Below are 21,829 nucleotides of genomic sequence, written 5' to 3'. Positions count from 1 at the left end.
CGGCAACTTTATTGCCGGATTGAAATATATGACGCAGGCCCTGGATTGCCCCTAGTATCGCCTCCTGTATTCATTACCCTGCGTGCCCACCGTGAGCCATTTATTACTGGTGGACGATGACCTCGAAGTCCTCGCCCTCTTGCGCAAGTTCCTCGAACAACATGGCTACAGCGTGGAGGTGGCCGCAGACGGCAATGCCCTGTGGCAGGCGGTGCAGCGTCGGGTGCCGGACCTCGTCATCCTCGACGTCATGCTGCCGGGCGACAATGGGCTGGTGCTGTGCCAACGACTGCGGGCCGAGCACACGGTCGGCATCATCATGCTCACCGCCATGGGCGAGTTGAGTGATCGCGTCGTCGGCCTGGAGCTGGGGGCGGACGATTACCTGACCAAGCCCTTCGACGCCCGGGAACTGTTGGCCCGGGTGCGAGCCGTACTGCGGCGCACCGGTGAAGCCAGGGGCGCGTCAAGCGACGCCTCCCGGCCGATCCTGGAGTTCGAGAACTGGCAACTGGACGTTACCCGGCGCGAACTGCGCTCACCGGACAAGGTCATGATCCCGCTGTCCGCCGGAGAGTTCGAACTGCTGCTGGTGTTTGCCGAACACCCGCGCCGGGTGCTGACGCGCCAGCAGTTGCTGGACCTGGCCCGCGGCGAAACCTTCGAGGCGTTTGACCGCAGCATCGATGTCCAGGTCAGCCGCTTGCGGCGCAAGTTGGAGACCGACATCACCGGGGCGTCGATGATCCGCACCGTGCGCAACAGCGGCTACCTCTTTAGCCCTCACGTGGTGAAGCGATGAAACCCTCGCGCTCAGGCACCCAACGCCCACGGGACACGGTAGCGCGCTGGATCGCCCTGACCACCATGCTCGCCATGCTGACCTTGTTGGCCCTCAATGAGCTGTTCAGCCTGCTGGCCGGTTCCTGGGCGCGCCCTCCCCTGATGGAAACCGGCCTGATGGAAAAGGCCGCCGCCATCACCCGCATCATTGACTCCGTCGCCCCCGAACAACGCCCCGCGATTGCCAGGGCCGCCAGCGACCAGGCGTTCAACGCACAATGGCTGCAACGGCATGAAGAGGCGCGGTTGCCGGTGATCGACGACCCTGAGTTCAGTGAAGGTTCGGCGCTCCTGCGCCAACAGTTGGGTCGGCCGGACGCCAGGATCGAGGCCTACGAACCGGGCGACTGGCCGGCCGACCAACCGGATGCACGCTACGCGGTGATCATCGAATTGGCCGACCATTCGTGGGTGATCTTCTCCGTGCCGTCGCGCAGTTGGGGGCTGAGCGAATGGGCGCGCAACGGGATCATCATCGCGCTGATCCTGCTCTCGACGTTGATCGTCGCGCTGATCGCCACCCGGCACCTGGCCGCACCGCTGGAACGTTTCGCCAAAGGCGCCCGGCGCTTTGGCGTCGACCACCAGGCACCACCGATTCCGGTCATCGGCCCCCACGAAATCCGCCAGGCGATCCTCGCGTTCAATGCCATGCAGGCCCAGCTCAAGCACTTTCTACAGGACCGCACGCAGATGCTCGCCGCCATCTCCCATGACTTGCGCGCGCCGTTGACCCGCATGCGCCTGCGCGGGGAGTTCATCGAGGATGCCGAACAACAATCGCGCTTGTTCAGGGACGTGGACGAAATGCAGGCGATGGTCAATTCAGCCCTGGAGTTCTTCCGCGACGATGCCCGGCTTGAACATGCCACGGCGTTCGACCTGGCCGAGCTGCTGCACACCCTTGTCGATGATCTCAAGGACGCCGGCACCGAGGTTGGGTTCGAAGGTACCCAGCGCTTGGTGTATGTCGGTCGGCCCATCGGCATCAAACGCGCCTTGGTCAACCTGATCGACAACGCGATCAAATATGGCGGCCAGCCGACGGTTCGACTCCAAGCCGACGCCCACCGTGTGGACATTCGCATCCTGGACCGAGGGCCGGGCATCGACGCCCAATACCTTGAGCAGGTCTTCACGCCGTTCTTTCGCATCGAAGGTTCTCGCAACAAGCACACTGGCGGCGTCGGGCTGGGCCTGTCGGCGGCCCGGGCGACGGTGCTGGAGCATGGCGGCACGCTGACCCTGCGCAATCGAAAAAGCGGCGGATTGGAGGCCAGGGTCTCGCTGCCGCTTGACTGAAGTGCCCGATGTGACGATCCGCGCTAAACAATCAGCGCCTTCCTCGGTAGGATGTCCGGTTTTTCCGGCCTGGGCCCTGTTCCGGGAAGGCGCTCTTGTTTGTATCGCTCGACTCAATGCCATCGTTAGCGCTCACGACAGACAAGAATCGACGGAGCCAAACCAAGGAATTCACCGATGATTCTTATCATTTATGCGCACCCCTACCCCGACAAATCGCGGGTCAACCAGCAGATGCTCAAGCGAGTGTCGACCAACCCGGACGTGGTCATACGTTCGCTCTATGCGCTTTATCCCGACTTCGATATCGACGTCGAGGCGGAACAGCGTGCGGTGGAACAAGCAGAGCTGGTCGTGCTCCAGCACCCGATGTACTGGTACAGCACACCGCCCTTGCTGAAGCTGTGGATCGATAAAGTCTTCACCCACGGCTGGGCCTATGGCAAAGGCACCACGGCGCTCAAGGACAAATCCCTGCTGTGGGCCGTGACCACCGGTGGCGATCAGGGGCATTTCCAGATCGGCGGCTACCCAGGCTTTGCCGCACTGGCCCAACCGCTCCACGCCACGGCCCTCTATTGCGGCATGCGCTGGCTGGAGCCGGTTGTCGTGCATGGCGCCTATGCCGCCGAAGCGGATGCCCAACACGTCCAAATCGAACACTATGCCGCTCGCCTGGCCGCCTGGAAGGAAGATTGAAGTGGAAACTCACAGCCTGATTGAAATGCTCATCTACCTGGCCTCGGCGACGCTGATCGTACCCATTGCCGTTCGATTTGGCCTGGGCCCGGTGTTGGGTTATCTACTGGCCGGGTGCATCATCGGCCCGTGGGGGCTGAAGCTGATTACCGATGTAAAAGCCATCCTGGAGTTCGCTGAAATCGGCGTGGTGCTGATGCTGTTCATCATCGGCCTCGAGCTCGACCCCAAACGGCTCTGGGCCCTGCGCAAGATGGTGTTCGGGGGTGGCGCCCTGCAGATGCTCGCCTGTGGCGCTGCCATTGGCTTGTTCTGCACGGCCTTGGGCCTGAACTGGACGGCAGCGCTGCTGGTCGGCCTGACCCTGAGCCTGTCCTCCACGGCTATCGCCATGCAGGCGATGAATGAACGCAACCTGACCGCCACCGCGGTCGGGCGCAGCAGCTTCGCCGTGCTGCTGTTCCAGGACATCGCGGCCATTCCGCTGGTGGCGATGATCCCGTTGTTGTCAGCACACGGCGACACGCCTTCGGGCACGGCGCTGTTGCTATCGATTGGCAAAATCGTCGCTGCCATCGCCATCGTCGTGCTGTTGGGGCGCTACGTGACACGACCGCTGCTGCGCTTCGCCGCGCGGTCAGGCTTGCGCGAGATCTTCAGTGCCGTGGCGCTTTTCCTGGTGTTCGGCTTCGGCTTTCTGCTGGAGGAAGCCGGTTTATCGATGGCCATGGGCGCGTTCCTCGCCGGCGTGCTGCTGGCCAGCTCCGAATACCGCCATGCCCTGGAGAGCGACATCGAGCCGTTCAAGGGCCTGCTGTTGGGTCTGTTTTTCATCGGCGTCGGCATGTCGATCGATTTCGGCACCCTGGTCAACGCACCGCTGAAAGTCATCACCCTGACCCTGGGCTTCATCCTGATCAAGCTGCTGGTGATCAAGATGGCGGGCCGGTTCCTCAACGTCCCCGCCGGCCAGCGCTCCTGGCAGGCGGTGTTGCTGGGCCAGGGCAGCGAATTCGCCTTCGTGGTGTTTGGCGCGGCGACCGTGGCCGGCATCTTGACCGATCAATGGGGCAAGAGCCTGACCCTGGCGGTGGCCCTGTCCATGTGCCTGACGCCCTTGCTGATCGTGTTGCTGGATCGGTTCGAGTCCGTCGCCAAGAAAAACAAACGCGAATCCGACCTCATCGACCAGCAGAATCCACGGGTGATCATCGCCGGGTTCGGCCGCTTCGGGCAGATCGCCGGTCGCCTGCTGATGTCTTGCGGCGTCGAAGTGGTGGTATTGGATCACGACCCAGACAACATCGAGACGCTGCGTAAATTCGGCGTGAAAGTCTTTTATGGCGATGCCACGCGCCTTGATCTGCTGCACGCAGCCGGCGCGGCCCAAGCGGTGGTGTTGATCAATGCGATCGACGATCGAGAAGACAACCTGACACTGACCCGGCTGGCCCAAGAGCACTTCCCCGCGTTGCAGTTGATCGTGCGGGCGCGGGACATGGGCCACCTCATCACCCTGCGACAGATGGGCGTGGAGGCGGCCGAGCGGGAAACCTTCGAGAGCGCGCTGGCATTGGGTCGCAGTGCACTGGAGCACATGGGCGTCGGGGCTTACGAAGCGCGGGAACGGGCGGATCAGTTCCGCCGGCTGAACCTCAAGATGTTGGAGGAGATCGTCGCCCAGCCGGAAGACGACCTCAAGTTCCGCCACGATGCCTATCGGCGCGCCAATGCGCTGCTCACGGACATGTTCAACGAAGACCGTGCCCGCCCCGTCGACAACTGGCAGGAACACCATCGCAACGAAACCGACAAGACGCCGGGTTGACCGGCGTCATACCCGCCCGAACTTGCGCCGGTATTCCATCGGCGTCAGCCCGGGCGGCGCCTTGAACATCCGCTGCCAGTTGGAGCGGCGGCTGAAACCCAGCTCAGCGCCGTTCTGGAGAGACGCTGGTCTTGCAGGCCGCTAAACCAACGCGTCCAGCTCGGCGAGCATCGGCGCAGGGATCTTCAGCTCACTCGCCGTGAGGTTTTCCCGCAGGTGCGCCAGGGACGATGTGCCGGGAATCAGCAGCAGATTCGGCGCACGTTGCAGCAACCACGCCAGGGCCACGCACAGCGGTGACGCCTGCAAGCGCGCCGCCACGCTGGAAAGGGTTTGCGATTGCAGCGGTGTGAAGCCGCCCAAGGGGAAGAACGGCACGTAGGCGATGCCCTGCCGGCCCAGGTCGGCGATGAGGTGTTCGTCGTCGCGATGGGTCAGGTTGTAGTGGTTCTGCACGCAGACCACCTGGGCAATGCCTTGGGCCTGCTTGACCTGCGCGGCCGTGACGTTGCTCAGCCCCAGGTGACGGATAAGGCCCTGGCTCTGTAGCTGCGCCAGTGTCGTGAACGATTCTTCGATGGAGTCTTCCGTGGGCGAATGCATATCGCCCCACACTCGCAGGTTGACCACGTCCAGGACCTCCACACCCAGGTTGCGCAGATTGTCGTGGACCGCCCGGGTCAGCTCGGCGGGGCTGTGGGCCGGGTTCCAGGACGCATCGGCACCGCGCACGGCACCGACCTTGGTCACGATGACCAGGTCCTGGGCATAAGGGTGCAGCGCTTCACGGATCAGTTGGTTGGTGACATGGGGCCCATAGAAATCGGCGGTGTCGATGTGGTTGACCCCGCTCGCCAATGCTTCGCGCAGCACAGCGACGGCCACCGCCGGGTCTTTCGGCGGTCCGAAGACCTGGGGCCCCGCCAACTGCATCGCGCCGTAACCCATGCGATTGACCGTGCGATCGCCCAGTAAAAAGCTGCCTGCCTTGCCTGCAATGTTCATCTCGTCGCCCTCGGATCAATGTGCGTGGGCCGACTATAGACGTTGACCATTCTCATGATAATCAGGTGCAATCAGCACAGGTTGTACGGCGGAGAGAACATGGCGACGGATATTCAAGACTTGCTGGCCTTCGTGGCCGTGGTCAACGCGAAGGGCTTTCGTGAAGGCGCGCGGCTGAGCGGCAAGTCTGCCTCAAGCCTGAGCGACGCCGTACGCCGGATGGAGAGCCGGCTCGGCGTACGCCTGCTCAATCGCACTACCCGCAGCGTGGTACCGACCGAGGCCGGTGCCCGGTTGATGGAACGCATCGTCCCGGCCCTGGGCGAGGTCGAGGCGGCCATGGACGTGGTCAACGACTTTCGCGACCGTCCTTCGGGCACCCTCAGGCTGAACGTGCCGGTCAGCGCGGCCCGGCTGGTGTTGCCCGCGATCATCACGCCGTTCCTGAAAAGCTATCCCGACATCCGCCTGGAAGTGGTCACCGAAGAAAGCTTCGTCGACATGCTGGCGGCCGGGTGTGACGCGGGTATTCGCTACGACGAGCGCCTGGAGCAGGACATGATCGCCATCCCCATCGGCCCACGGTTCCAGCGCTTCGCCACGGCCGCCGCCCCGGCATACCTCGATGCCCGGGGCAGGCCGGAACATCCCAGAGACCTGCTGGAACACGCGTGCCTGCGGGGCAAATTCCCCAGCGGTGCCATGCCGCTGTGGGAGTATGAGCGCGGCGGCGAAACCATCAGCGTCGACCCGAGCGGCCCGTTGATCACGCGCATTGGCGGTGCGGTGGACCTGTCGGTGCAAGCCGCTGTAGACGGTCTGGGCATCGTCTACCTGTTCGAAGACTGGTTACGACCGTACCTGGACAGCGGCGCCCTCGAACCGGTACTCGAACCCTGGTGGCAGCGCTTTACCGGCCCATTTCTCTACTACCCCGGCCGCCGCTACCTGCCCTCGCCATTGAGGGCTTTCGTGGACTTCATCAACGCACAACAGTGTGGGAGCGAGCCTGCTCGCGAAGGCATCGGCACAGCCAACCTCTCTGCAAACTGACACACCGCCCGCTCGTCTCCCCGCCGCAAGGATTTTCGAACCAAGCCATTCGCCACGGCTCGGACCTACATGACACCGCTGAAAGCCATGCTGACGCGCTTCGACGTCACGGCTTGAACAGCGGGTGGATCAAGGCTTCTTTGCGTTCACTGCCGGGAGTTTTCGTTATGTGTGACGGTCTTGTTCAACACGTTTCTTCAAAAGACTCCCTGGCGTATTTCGCCCAGCGAGACACGCCCGGCAGCCGTTTCGGTGCAAGCGTGACGCCCTTGGACCTGTACGTGACAACGCCGCCCAAGGTCCAGGAGCGCCAGAGTCTGATCAAGCCAAACATGCAGGTCAGCGCCATTCGTCGTCGCGGTGGGCACTTGGAGTGCATCAAGGTTCGCTGGGGTTGGTCGCCGATCTGGTCGGTGGGAACGATGCCGCCGCTGACGCATCTGCCCTTGCATCTGGTCATGCGCTCCAAGGTCTTCGACCCCATCAAGCACGAAGGCCGCGTATTGGTTCCCGTGGAGGGTTGGTATGAGTCACAAGCCCCCGCCTCGCCCTCCCAGGCGCAACGCCTCACCTACACGACCGCCCGGCAGTCGGTCCCGATTTTCCTGGCTGCCCTGGCCCAGGCCAGCGAGACCCCGTTTGGCTGTGACGGCCTGACCCTGGTGACGTATGGCGACATCGCCAGCCAGCAGCAGCGGGTACTGGCCTTCAGTGCCGAAGATGCGCTCGAATGGCTGGAGCCCGCGCTGGGATGGGAACAGGCACAACAACTGGCCGCACGCCTGAACGGCGCGCAACCGCACCTTGAACCGGCAATGACAACCCACCGTCCGGCCCAGGGCGGACTTTGACTTCGGGAGATAAAGCCATGTACGTGATCATGGGCGCCACAGGTCACGTTGGCTCGGCCACAGGCCGCGCCTTGCTGGCGCCAGGGCATGCCGTGATTATCATGACCCGCAACGCCACCCACGCCACTGAATGGCGGGCCAGGGGCGCTCAAATCGTCGAAGCGGACGCCGAAAACGTCGAGTCGTAGCGCGCAGCGTTTCGGCTCGGGCGCAGGGCGTTCATTCTCAACCCGCCAGCGGCTCCCAGTACCGATACCGATGCGGTGGAACGGCGCACGGTCGCCAACATCCTGTCCGCCCTCGACGGATCGGGTCTTGAGAAAATCGTCGTGCAATCCACCGCCGGCGCCCAGCCTGGCAGGCGTATCGGCGATCTCAGCGTCTTGTGGGAATTGGAAGAAGGGCTGCGTAACCAGTCGATCCCGGCGGCGATCAATCGCGGCGCTTATTACATGAGCAACTGGGACAGCCTGCTCGATACCGTCCGCGAGACCGGCAAGCTGCCGACGCTGTTTCCAGCCGACCTGGCCTTCCCCATGGTTGCGCCTCGGGACCTGGGCGAAGTGGCGGCCGCGCGATTGCTATCGTCGGTGGATGACATTGGCGTGCGTAACGTGCAGGGGCCTGGCCTGTACTCGCCCAACGATGTGGCGCAGGCTTTTTCCCAGGCGCTCGGCCGGCCGGTCGAGGTACACGTGATACCCAGGGACCGATGGGAAAGCACCTTCCAGAGCCTCGGCTTCAGCCCCGCTGCGGCGCACTCCTATGCGCGCATGAGCGCCGTCTGCCTAGACAGCGGCTTCGACGTGGGCGACGACGCCTTGCACGGCACCATGACGCTTGAGGCCTACATCCAGGCACTGGTGCAAAACAACAGGCTGGGAGCGCACGGATAAAGGAATGCAGGAACGACGCGGCAATGAACGGTAAACTGCGGCGCTCCTTTTTCTTTTCCAGCATGAGGTTTTGCATGAGCAACCCAGACATCACGTTTATTCCAGATCCGGATGCGGACTCCATTTCCTCCGACGTCGCCGGTTTCGGCGGCCTGCTGGTTTCCACGCAAATCCCCACCCACGCCGATGGCAACCTGGAGCTGGGCGACATCACCCTGCAGAGCGAATGCACGCTGCAAGCCCTCAAGACTGCCTTGGAAGGCGCCGGCAGCTCCATGGACCGGGTCCTGCACCTGACCATCTACCTGACCGACATGGCCGACCGCGGCGCGTTCAACGAGGTCTACAAACGCTTCTTCGCCAAGCCTTGGCCGGTTCGTGCGGCGGTGGGTGTGGCGGCGCTGGCGGTTGAAGGCATGAAAGTGGAAGTGACGGCGATGGCGGCGAAGGGCTGAACGAGCGCCTTGCACCTTTGTAGCGCTGCACTGCTTTTGTGGCGAGGGAGCTTGCTCCCGCTGGACTGCGCAGCAGGCCCAGTTCTTTTGTTTCGACCCAAACTCTTGGAGCGGCTCGCCATACAGCGGGCCCAAGCTCCTGGCCACAACAGCCGCTCGAACATGCCCCAAATGCGCGATTGCCACGCAAATCGTCACTTTCGCACCTAGCCCGCTTCCTGCACGGGGTCTAAAGTGCGCCGTTTTCCCTCTTCACGGCCTCCTTATGAATCTCTGGTTTCGACTGTTGCTGATGCTGTTCCGCCGCCCGTGGCGCAAGCCGGCGGCGCCCCTGGACACCACGGTGGTGCGCATGCGGGTATGGCCGCTGGACCTGGACCTCAATCGCCACGTCACCAACGGACGCTACTTCACGTTGGCCGATGTGGGACGCATGGATTACGTGCTGCGCAGCGGCGCCTACAAAGTGGCGTTGCGCAACCGGGCGGTGCCGATCGTGGGGGATGTCTGGGGCAAGTTCAGGCGGGAATTGAAACTGTTCGAGGCGTTCGAGGTGCACACCCGCCTGCTCGGTTGGGACGAAAAATGGACGTTCATGGAGCACCGTTTCATCAGCCAGGGACGTGTGGTCGGGGTGGTGATCATGCGCGGCCTGTTCCGCTCGGCCAAAGGCACGATTGCACCGGCTGAGTTCATCCGCGAGTTGGGCCTGGCCGAACAATCGCCCGCCGTGCCCGACTGGCTGGTCGCCTGGTCGCAAAGCTGCGACGGCTTGAGCCTCGAGCTTCGCCAGGAGGAAGGTGAGCCCCCACGCTAGCCAGCACACCACTGACCTTGTGGCGAGGGAGCTTGCTCCCGCTGGGTGGCGAAGCCGCCCCAAGAATTTGTGCTTAAACAAAAAACTTGGGCCTGCTGCGCAGTCCAGCGGGAGCAAGCTCCCTCGCCACAGGGGCTTACCCCAGGCCTCTGCGCCATTCCCCTCGCCAATCCCCGCCTATACTTCTCTGCCAATCCCCCCGGGGCCTGCACTTCCAACAATAAAAAGCAGAGGTGGAACATGGTCTGGCAACAAGTCTACGATCCCTTCGGTAATGCGGTGCTGTCGACGCTCCTGGCGGCGGTTCCAGTGGTGGTGATGCTGGCGTCCCTGGCGTTCTTTCATGTCAAGGCGCACCTGGCGGCGTTGATGGCCTTGGCCTCGGCCTTGCTGATCGCCATCTTCGCCTTCGGCATGCCCGCCGGCATGGCCGGGTCAGCGGCACTTTACGGCGCGGCCAACGGCCTGTTGCCCATTGGCTGGATTGTCCTCAACATCATCTTCTTGCACCGCCTGACCACCGAGAACGGCTCGTTCAAGGTCCTGCAGGATTCCCTCGCCCGCATCACCGACGACCGACGCCTGCAATTGCTGCTGATCGCCTTTTGCTTCGGTGCGTTCTTCGAGGGCGCCGCGGGTTTCGGGACCCCGGTGGCGGTGACCGGGGCGATCCTGATCGGGCTGGGCTTCTCCCCCTTGGCCGCCTCGGGCCTGGCGCTGATCGCCAACACCGCGCCCGTGGCCTTCGGCGCCCTGGGCACGCCGATCATCACCCTGGCCAAAGTCACCGGGCTGGATGAAATGGAGCTGTCGATGATGGTCGGTCGGCAGTTGCCATTTTTCTCGGTGCTGGTGCCGTTCTGGTTGATCTGGGCGTTTGCCGGGTGGCGCAAGATGCTGGAGGTCTGGCCGGCGATCCTGGTGGCCGGTGTCAGCTTCGCCATCCCGCAGTTCCTGGTGTCCAATTACCACGGGCCGATGCTGGTGGATGTGATTGCCGCGCTGATTTCCATGGCCTGCCTCACCGGTTTCCTCAAGGTCTGGAAACCGGCCACGGTGCACACCTCCGCCGCGCTGTCCGGGCGGGACGACAACTCGAAGATCGACGCCAGCGAGGATGAAAAACCCGTCGCCAGCGCGGCATTTTCCAGCGACACCCGCTCCGCCGTGGGACGGGCCTGGATGCCATGGATCATCCTCACAGTGTTCGTGTTCGCCTGGGGCACCCAGGGTTTCAAGAACCTGTTCGACACCCGTCCGGCCATCGACCCCCAGACCCAATCGGCCCGACTGGATCCCCAAGGCAAGCCGATGCGCGAGGCCAATCCGATCTTCTCACCCCTGGTGACCTTCGGCACCATCCACCAGCAGATCGAAAAAGTCCCGCCCGTGGTGCCCCAGCCTAAAACCGAGGAAGCGGTCTACAAGTTCAACTGGTTCACTGCCACGGGCAGCGGCATCTTCCTGGCGGCGATTCTCGGTGGCTTGCTGATGGGCTATTCCATCCCGCAACTGCTGCACCACTACCTGCGAACGCTCTGGGTGGTGCGCTACTCGCTGATTACCATCGTAGCAATGTTGGCCCTGGGGTTTCTCACGCGCTACTCAGGCCTGGACGCGACCATGGGCCTGGCCTTCGCCGCCACGGGCATTTTCTACCCCATGTTCGGCACCTTGCTGGGCTGGCTCGGCGTGGCGCTGACCGGCTCGGACACGGCGTCCAACGTATTGTTTGGCGGCTTGCAACGGGTCACGTCCGAGCAATTGGGCATCAGCCCGGTGTTGATGGCCGCGGCCAACAGTTCCGGCGGGGTCATGGGCAAGATGGTCGACGCGCAGTCGATCGTGGTCGCCTCCACCGCGACCCGTTGGTACGGTCACGAAGGCGAAATCCTGCGCTACGTGTTTTTCCACTCGGTGGTGCTGGCGATTCTGGTGGGCGGGCTGGTGACGTTGCAGGCGTATGTGGCGCCGTTCACGCATATGGTGGTGGGAGGACAGTGACAGAGGATCGGGCATGATCGGGCTGTTGTGGCGAGGGAGCTTGCTCCCGCTGGGCGGCGAAGCGGCCCTTTTGCGATCGCTGCGCGATCGAGCGGGAGCAAGCTCCCTCGCCACAGGTAGCGCCTTTACAACCGGCGCTCACCTACTCTAAAGCAGGGTGTCACTGAACGCTTTTCAGCTTGACCACGTCACCGGACACCGAGGTGGTGTAACCGGTCAGGACCCAGGCCCAGAACCAGTTTTCCTGGACTTGGGTGTTGATCATGGCGTCGCCGCCCTTGGCCTTGATCGCCGCGGTCTGGGCGCGTACGAAACGGTTGTTCTGGCGAATCGGGATCACGCCGAACAGCAACAGGCCGGTGGCCTTGGCTTCACTGTGGCCGACAACGGTGTATTGGCTGCTGTCGTATTGCTGGGTTTTCATCGGCGTGCCGGTGCAACCCGCCAGGGCCAGGCCGAACAGTGCGCAGGCGACAACTTTGCTGATTTGATTCATTTGACGCTCCATGGAAAGACGCCCGGGATCCGTCTCTCGGGCGGCGCGTACTCTAACCGATCAGCAACAAATTGACACACGATAATCCGCCCAATTCAGTGCCTGAAAGGCTCATCGCAGAGCCATCCGTCAGGTGCATCTCCAGCGAAACAGCCCCTCGTCGATAACATGAAAACTGCGCCACGGAAGGCAGTTTCTGTCTTGACGGCCGCCAGGTAACGGCCGGTCCCGTTGGAGGGTTTTATCATGATTGACCTGACTGTCTGGAACATTACCCTGCCCGTGCAAACGCCGGCGCAGGTCGTGGCGACCAAAGCCATGCCAACCCTGAAAAACAAGTATTTCGACAATAACGGCCAGCGGATCGTCTTCTGGGCGCCGGTCACCGGTTCCCATACCGGTAAAAGCGAATACCCGCGCTCCGAGCTGCGGGAAACCAGCAAGGACGGCAAGCTGCGCAACTGGCGCTACAACAGCGGCACCAATACCCTCAAGGGCACCCTGGCGGTGAACCAGGTGCCTTCCGAAGGCCGGGTGGTGGTGGCGCAGATCCACGCCAAGGACGCCCCCACGCCGTTGTTGAAACTGGTGTACCGCTACGCCAAGGGCACCGGCAATATCGACGTGGAATACCGGGTCAAGCCCAAGGACAAGAAAAGCCCGGTGATCTACACCGTGCCCAACGTGCCGCTGAACAAGGCCTTCTCCTATTCGCTGCAAATGGACAAGCAAGGCAAGCTCTCGGTGCTGATCGGCAACGCGGGCAAACAGGTGAAGTTGGACCCGTCCTGGTACGGCTATAACTTCTATTTCAAGGCCGGTGTCTACACCTTGGACAACAAGGGTTATTCCAACGAAGGCGGGAAAGTGACCTACACCAAGCTGGACGTCAGTCACAAATGACTGACGCCCAGCCCTGCTTCAAGCCTTTGACGACGCAGCGAGCGCTTGCTGGCCGCGGAAGGTAAACAGGAAGCAGAGCAACACCAGCAGCGCGAAACCGGCCGGGAACAGCCAGATGCTCTGCCAGTCATGACCGCCCGCCACGACAAAGTGATCGGTCACCTGCCCCGCCACCCAGAAGCCGATCAGCATCCCCACACCGTAGGTCGCCAGGGTAATCAGCCCCTGGGCCGAGCTGCGAAAGCGCTCCGGTGCCTTGGCATCGGTGTAGATCTGCCCCGAGACAAAAAAGAAGTCGTAGCAGATGCCATGCAGGGCAATGCCGGTGAACAGCATGAACGCCAGGTCGCCGTTATTGCCGTAGGCGAACAACAGGTAGCGCAACGCCCACGCCAACATCCCCACCAACAGCGCCAGCTTGATGCCGAAGCGCTGGATGAACAGTGGCAACAGCAGCATGAACAACACTTCCGAGACCTGTCCGATGGCCATCTTCGCCGTTGGGTTGGTCATCCCGGTTTCGGCCAGGAACGGGTTGGCATTCTGGTAATAGAACGCCAGGGGAATGCAGATCAGGATCGAGGCGATGAAGAACACCAGGTAGCTGCGATCCTTCAACAGCCCCAACGCGTCCAGCCCCAGCAACTGCCTGACGCCGCCCGCGCGGGCCTGTTCCTTGAGCGGCGCCGTGGCCGGCAGCGTGAAGCTGTAGAGCCCCAGTACCAGGGAAGCAACGGCCGCCATCAGGAACGTATTGCGCAAGCCGCCTGCCGAGATCGCTTCGCGCGAATCCCAGGCGAACACAAAACTGATCACCACGCCCGCGACGATCCAGCCAATCGTGCCCCACACCCGGATGCGCGAGAACTCCAGCGCCGGATCGCGCATCTGCCGGAAGGCCACGGAATTGACCAGGGCCAGCGTCGGCATGTAGACCACCATGTACACCAGCACGTACGGGTAGAACACGCTGAAATCCGCCGCCGAATACAGCTGATACAGCAACACCGCGCCGAGCAGGTGCAACACCGCCAGGATGCGTTCGGCGTTGAACAAGCGGTCGGCGATCAGGCCGATGACGAACGGCGCGATGATCGCTCCCCACGATTGCGTGGAGAACGCCATGCCGATCTGCCCACCGCTGGCGCCCAGGGTGCTGGAGAGGAAGGTGCCGAGGGTGACGAACCAGCCACCCCAGATAAAGAACTGCAGGAACATCATCACGCTGAGGCGTGCATTCATCGTGGTCATGAGCGTCACCGTTTTATTGTTGTTCTTGTGAAGAAAAAAGCCTTGCACAGCTTTTGTGGCTTGCTTTTGTGGCTTGCTTTTGTGGCCTGCTTTTGTGGCCTGCTTTTGTGGCGAGGGAGCTTGCTCCCGCTGGGCTGCGCAGCAGCCCTCAAAACAGTCACCTCGGCCTACATCTACCTGATCCACCGAGTTGTCAGGTTTTAGGGCTGCTTCGCAGCCCAGCGGGAGCAAGCTCCCTCGCCACAGGGTCTTGGGGTGGAGCGGTTACCTCAACAGGCCCAACAACCGTCGATTGGAATCCTCATCCGCCGTGACGCTGGCAAAATCATCGAACGCCTTGCCGGTCTTGCTGATCATGTGCCGCTGGATGAAAGCTGCCCCTTCTGCGGCGCCCTGTTGTGAATCCTTCAAGCAGCATTCCCATTCCAGGACCGCCCAACCGCTGAAATCGTATTGGGTCAGTTTGCTGAAGATCGATTTGAAATCGATCTGGCCATCGCCCAACGAACGGAACCGCCCGGGCCGATCGACCCAGCCCTGGTAGCCGCCGTATACCCCGGAACGGGCATCGGGGCGGAATTCGGCGTCCTTGACGTGGAACATGCGGATGCGCGCGTGGTAGCGGTCGATGAAGCCCAGGTAGTCCATCTGTTGCAGCAGCAAATGACTGGGGTCGTAGAGGATCGCCGCCCGTGGGTGATGATCGACCGCCTCCAAAAAGCGCTCGAACGAGGCGCCGTCATGGAGGTCTTCGCCGGGGTGGATTTCGTAGCACAGGTCCACCCCCGCCACGTCGAAGGCATCGAGAATCGGCAACCAGCGCCGGGCCAGTTCGGCGAACCCCTGCTCCACCAGACCCGCCGGCCGCTGCGGCCAAGGGTAGAGATACGGCCACAGCAGCGCGCCGGAAAACGTCGCATGAGCCTTGAGACCCAGCCGCTGGCTGGCGCGGGCGGCCAGCTTGAGTTGCTCAATCGCCCACTCGGTCCGCGCCTGGGGCTGGCCGCGCAAATGGACCGGGGCGAAGTCATCGAACAGCGCGTCGAACGCCGGGTGCACTGCCACCAACTGGCCTTGCAGGTGCGTCGATAACTCGCTGATCTCGACACCGGCCTGGGCACAGGTGGCCTTGAGCTCATCGCAATAGGCCTGGCTCTCGGCGGCCCGGGCCAGGTCTATGTATTGGGTGCCCGATGTCGGCAGCTGAATGGCCTTGTAGCCTTGCGACGCCGCCCACTGGGCGATGTTGGCCAGGGTATCGAACGGCGCTTCGGCGGACATGAATTGCGCCAGGAAAATACCTGGGCCACGCAGGCCGCTCGGTGGTGTGTCGAGGGTATTCACAACAGGGATGCTCCGGTTTGCACGGTGGTCCACTTCGCGTCGCCACGGTGGTTGAGGATGGCGGCCTCGATGAATGCCATGCCACGCAAGCCGGTCTCGATGCCGGGTACGCCTGGGGCGTCGGGGCCTTCGACATGGTTGCGAATGGCGTGGGCGAAATCGCCGTAGAGGTTGGCCATGGCTTCCAGGTAGCCCTCGGGATGCCCGGCCGGCAGGCGCATGCGCCGCGTGGCCGCCGCGCACAGCCACGGCTGGCCGACGCCGCTACGCAGGATGCGCAAAGGCTGGTCGAAGGCGCGATGGATCAGGTTCGCCGGTTCTTCCTGGCGCCACTCCAAGGCGCCCTTATCGCCGTAGACGCGAATCTTCAGCGGGTTCTCTTCGCCGGTGCAGACCTGGCTTGCGATCAGCACACCGCAGGCGCCACCCGCCATCTTAAACAGCATCGCAACGTCGTCATCCAATTGCCGGCCCGGCACATGGGTGCCCAATGTGGCGCATAGCTGCTGGATAGGCTGGTCTGCGACGAACTCGGCGAGGGAAAACGCGTGGGTGCCGATGTCGCCGATGCAACCGCCCAGGCCGGACTGGCCAGGGTCGTCGCGCCATTCGGCCTGTTTATTGCCCTGGGCGGCGACATCCTGGCTGAGCCAGCCTTGGGGGTACTCGACCAGCACTTTGCGCACCTGGCCGATCGCGCCCGAGCGCACCATCTCCCGGGCCTGCCACACCATGGGATAACCCAGGTAGGTATGGGCCAGCCCGTAGAGGCAACGGCTGCCTTGCAGCACTTCCCTGAGGGCCAGCAACTCGTTGAGGTCCAGCGCGGCGGGCTTCTCGCTGAACACATGGAAACCGGCTTTCAAGGCCTCGCTGGCGATGGGTGCATGAAGATGATTGGGGGTAACAATGACCAGCAATTCCATGCGCTGATCAAGCGGCAGCAGCGCTTCGGTGTCGAGCATCTGCTGCCAGTCGTGGTAGCAACGGGACGCGGCCAGGCCCAGGGCCGCGCCGGTCTGCCGAGTGTTGCGAGGGTCGCGGCTGAATGCGCCGCAGACCAGTTCGAAACCGCCATCCAGGCCCGCGGCCTGACGGTGGGCCTGGCCGATGAACGCGCCCTCTCCACCGCCGACGAAGCCCATTCTTATTTTCGGTGCTACAGGATTCATCGCGATTCTCTTCTGTCAGGATGATGTAACCGGTTACATCATGGCAAAAATCTAGGCTCAGTTTCCCCGCGTGTCAAACCCACGAGGTTCACCGCAGAATATTTGTGAGGCGCTCAACCTGCGGTAAGCTCCCCACCGTACCCCTGTTCCCCGAGGTGATTTTGTCCAACATTCGTGAGGTGGCCCGGCTGGCGGGTGTTTCGGTGGCCACGGTGTCCAGAACCCTGAAATCGCCCGAGCGGGTGCTTCCCGAAACGCGGAACAAGGTCAACGCGGCGGTGGAACAGGCCGGCTATCGTCCCAACCTGATGGCGGTGCAATTTCGCTCCCGGCGCACCGGCAACCTGGTGATCCTGGTGCCGGCCATCGCCAATACGTTTTTCGCCCGGGTCATCAGCGGCGCGCAGCAGGCCGCGCAGGCGGCGGGTTATCGATTGCTGTTGTGCGACACCCGGGGCCGCGCGCAGATCGAGCGGGAATTTGCCGCGCTGGTCTACGCCCACCAGGCCGACGGGGTGATCCAGTTGCGCGCCAGCGATCCTTTCGAATCGATGCCGGCAGGCGTCGAAAGCCTGCCGCTGGTCAACGCCTGCGAAGTGGTCAAGAACGCCCCCTACCCGACCATCAGTCTCGACAACCGCGCCGCCGCCCAGGCCATGACCGAACACCTGATCGGCCTCGGCCACCGCCGCATCGGCATCATCAAGGGGCCACGCAGCAGCCCCCTGACCCTGGATCGCGTGGCCGGCTACCAGGATGCCCTGAGCCAGGCCGGTATCGCCGTCGACCCCAGCCTGATCTGCCATGGCGACTTCACCTTGAAGGCCGGCGATGACGGGGCCGGCGCGATGTTGGCGCTGGCCGACCGCCCCAGTGCGTTGTTCTGTGAAAACGACGAGATGGCCATCGGCGCGCTCAGGCGCATCAAGCGAATGGGCCTGCGGGTGCCCGAGGATATTTCCCTGGTGGGTTTTGATGACATCCCGTTCGCCGCCTACTGCGACCCGCCCCTGACCACCATTTCACAGCCTGCCGAAATCTTTGGGGAAAAAGCGGTGCAGATGCTGATTGCTCTGATCGAGAAGAAGCCGATTGCCGAGTGGCATGTGGTGTTGCCGTTCGAGTTGACGGTGCGAGGCAGTACGGCGCCCCTGGCCTAACAAGGGACCAGTGGCGAGGGAGCTTGCTCCCACTGGGTTGCGCAGCAGCCCCGAAAGAGGCTGACGCAATTTTTCAGGCAGACCGTGTTTGTCGGTTTTACGACGGCTGCGCCGCCGAGCGGGAGCAAGCTCCCTCGCCACAGAAGCCTTTACGGCCACTCGACTCGCCATCACCCGCGCTTGAACTACAGTGGAAAGACTCTGCATAAGCCATAATAAGACGGAGAGGTCCCCATGCGAGTCAACAAGCACTTCACCCTCCTGGCCGCCGCGGCAGCCCTGGTGGTCAGCACCACGGCCCAGGCCGCCCCGGTGTACATCAACATCCTCACGGGCGGCACCAGCGGGGTTTATTACCCGATCGGGGTCGGGCTTTCACAGATCTACAGCAACGGCATCCAGGACGCCAAGACATCGGTGCAAGCCACCAAGGCTTCGGTGGAAAACCTCAACCTGCTGCAAGCCGGTCGTGGTGAGCTGGCCCTGGCCCTGGGCGACTCGGTGGCGGATGCCAAGAACGGCGTGGAAGACGCCGGTTTCAAGGCGCCGTTGACCAAATTGCGCGCCATCGCTGGCGCCTATCCCAACTACATCCAGATCGTCGCCAGCCAGGAGTCCGGCATCAAGACATTGGCCGACCTCAAGGGCAAGACCGTTTCCGTCGGCGCGGCAAAATCCGGTACCGAACTCAATGCCCGGGCGATATTCAAGGCTGCGGGGCTGACCTACCAGGACATGAAGGTCCAGTACTTGCCGTTCGCCGAGTCGGTGGACTTGATCAAGAACCGCCAACTGGACGCCACACTGCAGTCCTCGGGCCTGGGAATGGCGGCCATTCGCGACCTGGCCTCGACCATGGCGCTGAGCTACGTAGCGGTGCCCACCGATGTGGTGGAGAAAATCGGCAACCCGGCGTATCAGAGCGCAATGATTCCGGCCAATACCTACGATGGTCAGGCGGAGGCCGTACCGACGGTGGCCATCACCAACATCCTGGTCACCCGCGAGGATGTCCCGGATGAGGTGGCGTACCAGATGACCAAGCTGCTCTTCGAGAACCTCACTCGCCTGGGCACCTCCCATTCAGCGGCCAAGGACATCACCCTGAAAAACGCCGCGAAGAACCTGCCGATCGCACTCCACCCCGGTGCCGAGCGCTACTACAAGGAAGTGGGCGCGCTGTAACACCCTGCGTATCAACGGCGCCCATCGCCGTTGATCCGTCGTGTTTTCGCCCCTTGAATGTGAACAGAAGGCAGGCACCTCATGAGTGAAGACCAGCACGGCATCGCCACGGACCCGCGAGACTGGCCCAAGACCCTGTTCTACGTGGCCTTGCTGTTTTCAATATTTCAGATCGTCACCGCCGCGTTTTCTCCGGTCTCCAGCATTGTGCTGAGGGCGGTACATGTCGGCTTTCTGCTGTGGGTGGTGTTCCTCAGCTACCCCGCGCATGGCAGGCAGCGCCCTTGGCAACCCTTGGCCTGGGTCTTGAGCCTGGGGGGCGTGGCGACGGCGCTTTATCAATGGGTGTTTGAGTCGGACCTGATCCAACGCTCCGGCGACTTGACCACCACGGACATGATCATGGGGATCGTCCTGGTCGTGCTGGTGTTCGAAGCCGCGCGGCGAGTGATGGGCATCGCACTACCGATCATTTGCGGCCTGTTCCTGGCCTATGGCCTGTTCGGCGAATACTTACCGGGCGACTTGGCCCATCGCGGCTATGGCCTCGATCAAATCATCAACCAGCTGTCGTTCGGCACCGAAGGGCTGTACGGCACGCCAACCTACGTGTCGGCCACCTATATTTTCCTGTTCATCCTGTTCGGCGCCTTCCTGGAAAAGGCCGGCATGATCAAGCTCTTCACCGATTTCGCCATGGGCCTGTTTGGTCACAAGCTCGGTGGCCCGGCCAAGGTGGCCGTGGTGTCATCGGCGCTGATGGGCACCATCACCGGTTCTGGCATCGCCAACGTGGTCACCACCGGGCAATTCACCATCCCGTTGATGAAGCGCTTCGGCTACAAGGCCGCGTTTGCCGGTGGTGTGGAAGCCACGTCCAGCATGGGCAGCCAGATCATGCCGCCGGTGATGGGCGCGGTGGCCTTCATCATGGCCGAAACCATCAATGTGCCGTTCGTTGAAATCGCCAAGGCCGCGTTGATACCCGCCTGCCTGTACTTCGGCTCGGTGTTCTGGATGGTTCACCTGGAGGCCAAGCGCTCCGACCTCAAGGGCTTGCCCAAGGACCAATGCCCCAGCGCCTGGGGCGCGGTCAAGGACAGCTGGTTCCTGCTGATCCCGCTCGGGGTGTTGGTCTACCTGTTGTTTTCCGGACGCACCCCCCTGTTTTCCGGCATGGTGGGCCTGGCATTGACAGCCATCGTGATTCTCGGCTCGGCGATCATTCTCAAAGTCTCGAACTACGCGTTGCGCTGCGCCTTCTGGATCGCCTTGGGGCTGCTTTGCGTCGGTTTTTTCCGCTTGGGCATCGGTATCGTGTTTGCGGTGATCGGCGTGTTGGTGGTGGCCTGCTGGTTCATGCAAGGCACTCGGGAAACCCTCGTCATCTGCTTGCATGCGTTGGTAGATGGCGCGCGTCATGCCGTTCCAGTGGGGATCGCCTGCGCCTTGGTGGGCAGCATCATCGCGGTGGTCTCGCTGACGGGCGTGGCCTCCACCTTTGCCGGCTACATCCTCGCCATCGGCCGGGACAACCTGTTGCTGTCGCTGATCCTCACCATGCTCACCTGCCTGGTGCTGGGCATGGGTATACCGACCATCCCCAACTACATCATCACCAGCTCGATCGCCGCACCGGCCCTGCTGGAACTGGGCGTGCCGCTGATCGTGTCGCACATGTTCGTGTTCTATTTCGGTATCTTGGCCGACCTGACGCCGCCGGTGGCGCTGGCTTGTTTCGCCGCCGCGCCCATTGCCCGGGAAAGTGGCCTGAAGATCAGCTTCTGGGCGGTGCGCATTGCCCTGGCTGGGTTCGTCATTCCATTCATGACCGTCTATAACCCGGCCCTGATGCTCCAGGGCGACAACCTGTGGATGACGGCGTACATGCTGATCAAGACGTTGTTGGCCGTCGGGCTCTGGGGCATGGCGTCCACCGGCTACCTGCAACAGAAAATGCCGATTTGGGAACGCTTGCTGTGTTTTGCCGCCGGCGCGTTGCTGGTGGTTGCCCTGCCCGTGACCGATGAGATCGGCTTCGTGCTGGGTGGGCTGCTGATTCTCCAACACCTCTGGCGCGCACGACGCAGTGGGCGGGCCTTGGCGTGATCGGTCTGTGTCTGGGCTTGTCCGGCGTGGTCTGGGCCCAGCTCGCCGTGGCCGATTTCACGTTGGCATGGAACCACACCATCGAGAAGATTCGCTGGGAGGAAGATTATCGCGTCAGCGAACAGGGCCTGATCCTGGGCGAGGCCAGGGTCAAAGGCAATGGCGCGGGCATGGAGATTCCCGACGATGCAAGGCTTGAAAACGGCAGCTGGCACTATCAACGCCAGGTGCCGCCCCTGCAACCGCTGAAACTGGGCCGCACGCCGCAGGCTGGCGACTATCAGTTATGTTTTGGTGGCGGTTGTCGGGCGATGAGTCATTGGCTGGGGCCGCCGACAGAGGGCCAGCCGACCGTGGAGCTATGGAGCTGCGGACAATCCTGAACCCATCAGAAAACACCGCAGGCACAGCGGACATCCTGTGGCCAGGGATTGCTCCCGCTGGGTTGCGCAGCAA

Annotated in this window: 21 protein-coding genes; 16 read left to right on the top strand and 5 right to left on the bottom strand. The window is 62.7% G+C overall.

All coding sequences use genetic code 11. From position 1 onward, the window contains the following. Positions 1-91: 91 nt before the first annotated feature. The 4 genes from V7773_RS05855 to kefC all read left to right on the top strand — a co-directional run bounded on the left by V7773_RS05855 (position 92) and on the right by kefC (position 4,672). Positions 92-802 (top strand): response regulator, encoded by a 711-nt coding sequence (locus V7773_RS05855; protein ID WP_336072639.1) that lies wholly within the window; start codon positions 92-94, stop codon positions 800-802. Next, a complete protein-coding gene (locus V7773_RS05850; RefSeq protein WP_336072637.1) occupies positions 799-2,145 on the top strand; it encodes an ATP-binding protein in 1,347 nt (448 codons plus the stop codon). Before V7773_RS05855 ends, V7773_RS05850 begins: the two co-directional genes overlap by 4 nt. Before the next feature lie 177 nt (positions 2,146-2,322). Further along, positions 2,323-2,844 carry a glutathione-regulated potassium-efflux system oxidoreductase KefF gene (gene kefF, locus V7773_RS05845; RefSeq protein WP_336072636.1) on the top strand — a complete coding sequence of 174 codons (522 nt, stop codon included), beginning with the start codon at positions 2,323-2,325 and terminating at the stop codon, positions 2,842-2,844. A gap of 1 nt (position 2,845) precedes the next feature. Beyond that, positions 2,846-4,672: a glutathione-regulated potassium-efflux system protein KefC gene (kefC, locus tag V7773_RS05840; protein WP_336072635.1), complete on the top strand. Its 1,827-nt coding sequence runs from the start codon at positions 2,846-2,848 to the stop codon at positions 4,670-4,672. Positions 4,673-4,813: 141 nt separating this feature from the next. On the opposite strand, the gene V7773_RS05835 is transcribed toward kefC, so the two are convergent. After that, a complete protein-coding gene (locus V7773_RS05835) occupies positions 4,814-5,677 on the bottom strand; it encodes an aldo/keto reductase family oxidoreductase (protein WP_336072634.1) in 864 nt (287 codons plus the stop codon). Between the two features lie 99 nt (positions 5,678-5,776). Between V7773_RS05835 and V7773_RS05830 the strand changes: the two genes are divergently transcribed. The 7 genes from V7773_RS05830 (at position 5,777) to V7773_RS05800 (ending at position 11,753) form a co-directional block, all read left to right on the top strand. Next, positions 5,777-6,730: a LysR family transcriptional regulator gene (locus tag V7773_RS05830; protein WP_063320525.1), complete on the top strand. Its 954-nt coding sequence runs from the start codon at positions 5,777-5,779 to the stop codon at positions 6,728-6,730. A gap of 167 nt (positions 6,731-6,897) precedes the next feature. Continuing rightward, entirely contained in the window at positions 6,898-7,581 is a 684-nt protein-coding gene (locus V7773_RS05825; RefSeq protein WP_092222735.1) for an SOS response-associated peptidase family protein, read from the top strand. A 17-nt stretch (positions 7,582-7,598) separates the two neighbouring features. Then, on the top strand, positions 7,599-7,769 hold the full coding sequence (locus tag V7773_RS05820) for an NAD(P)H-binding protein (protein WP_336072633.1): 171 nt from the start codon (positions 7,599-7,601) through the stop codon (positions 7,767-7,769). A 75-nt stretch (positions 7,770-7,844) separates the two neighbouring features. Further along, complete coding sequence (locus V7773_RS05815; RefSeq protein ID WP_336072632.1) at positions 7,845-8,477, top strand: NmrA family NAD(P)-binding protein; 633 nt, start codon at positions 7,845-7,847, stop codon at positions 8,475-8,477. A gap of 74 nt (positions 8,478-8,551) precedes the next feature. Then, positions 8,552-8,932 (top strand): RidA family protein, encoded by a 381-nt coding sequence (locus tag V7773_RS05810; RefSeq protein WP_336072631.1) that lies wholly within the window; start codon positions 8,552-8,554, stop codon positions 8,930-8,932. 265 nt (positions 8,933-9,197) lie between these two features. Further along, complete coding sequence (locus V7773_RS05805) at positions 9,198-9,749, top strand: thioesterase family protein (RefSeq protein WP_092144521.1); 552 nt, start codon at positions 9,198-9,200, stop codon at positions 9,747-9,749. Positions 9,750-9,989: 240 nt separating this feature from the next. Then, positions 9,990-11,753, top strand: a complete 1,764-nt coding sequence (locus V7773_RS05800; protein ID WP_336072630.1) for an L-lactate permease — start codon at positions 9,990-9,992, stop codon at positions 11,751-11,753. Positions 11,754-11,913: 160 nt separating this feature from the next. On the opposite strand, the gene V7773_RS05795 is transcribed toward V7773_RS05800, so the two are convergent. Beyond that, the gene (locus V7773_RS05795) at positions 11,914-12,249 is read right to left on the bottom strand and encodes a hypothetical protein (RefSeq protein WP_063320519.1); all 336 of its coding nucleotides are present in this window, start codon (positions 12,247-12,249) and stop codon (positions 11,914-11,916) included. 246 nt (positions 12,250-12,495) lie between these two features. On the opposite strand from V7773_RS05795, the gene V7773_RS05790 reads away from it, so the two are divergent. Further along, entirely contained in the window at positions 12,496-13,152 is a 657-nt protein-coding gene (locus V7773_RS05790; RefSeq protein WP_092222729.1) for a polysaccharide lyase family 7 protein, read from the top strand. An 18-nt stretch (positions 13,153-13,170) separates the two neighbouring features. Here the strand turns inward: V7773_RS05790 and V7773_RS05785 are convergent, their stop codons facing one another. From V7773_RS05785 to V7773_RS05775, 3 genes are all read right to left on the bottom strand, one after another. Further along, positions 13,171-14,403 carry a nucleoside permease gene (locus V7773_RS05785; RefSeq protein WP_336072629.1) on the bottom strand — a complete coding sequence of 411 codons (1,233 nt, stop codon included), beginning with the start codon at positions 14,401-14,403 and terminating at the stop codon, positions 13,171-13,173. Positions 14,404-14,667: 264 nt separating this feature from the next. After that, the gene (locus V7773_RS05780; protein ID WP_336072628.1) at positions 14,668-15,747 is read right to left on the bottom strand and encodes a sugar phosphate isomerase/epimerase family protein; all 1,080 of its coding nucleotides are present in this window, start codon (positions 15,745-15,747) and stop codon (positions 14,668-14,670) included. After that, a complete protein-coding gene (locus V7773_RS05775; protein ID WP_336072627.1) occupies positions 15,744-16,919 on the bottom strand; it encodes a Gfo/Idh/MocA family protein in 1,176 nt (391 codons plus the stop codon). Before V7773_RS05775 ends, V7773_RS05780 begins: the two co-directional genes overlap by 4 nt. Before the next feature lie 161 nt (positions 16,920-17,080). Here V7773_RS05775 and V7773_RS05770 point away from each other — a divergent pair, with 161 nt between their 5' ends. The 4 genes from V7773_RS05770 (at position 17,081) to V7773_RS05755 (ending at position 21,756) form a co-directional block, all read left to right on the top strand. Further along, entirely contained in the window at positions 17,081-18,079 is a 999-nt protein-coding gene (locus V7773_RS05770; RefSeq protein WP_336072626.1) for a LacI family DNA-binding transcriptional regulator, read from the top strand. Between the two features lie 234 nt (positions 18,080-18,313). Beyond that, a complete protein-coding gene (locus tag V7773_RS05765; protein ID WP_092222719.1) occupies positions 18,314-19,264 on the top strand; it encodes a TAXI family TRAP transporter solute-binding subunit in 951 nt (316 codons plus the stop codon). Between the two features lie 81 nt (positions 19,265-19,345). Further along, on the top strand, positions 19,346-21,373 hold the full coding sequence (locus V7773_RS05760; protein ID WP_336072625.1) for a TRAP transporter permease: 2,028 nt from the start codon (positions 19,346-19,348) through the stop codon (positions 21,371-21,373). Continuing rightward, complete coding sequence (locus tag V7773_RS05755) at positions 21,370-21,756, top strand: DUF1850 domain-containing protein (RefSeq protein ID WP_063320511.1); 387 nt, start codon at positions 21,370-21,372, stop codon at positions 21,754-21,756. Before V7773_RS05760 ends, V7773_RS05755 begins: the two co-directional genes overlap by 4 nt. The last annotated feature ends 73 nt before the right edge of the window (positions 21,757-21,829 follow it).

This window comes from Pseudomonas sp. 3JA, assembly GCF_036961705.1.
Classification (GTDB): Bacteria; Pseudomonadota; Gammaproteobacteria; order Pseudomonadales; family Pseudomonadaceae; genus Aquipseudomonas; species Aquipseudomonas fluorescens_Q.
The sequence above is the reverse complement of the archived record's forward strand: the minus strand, read 5'-3'. Positions and strand labels throughout refer to the sequence as shown.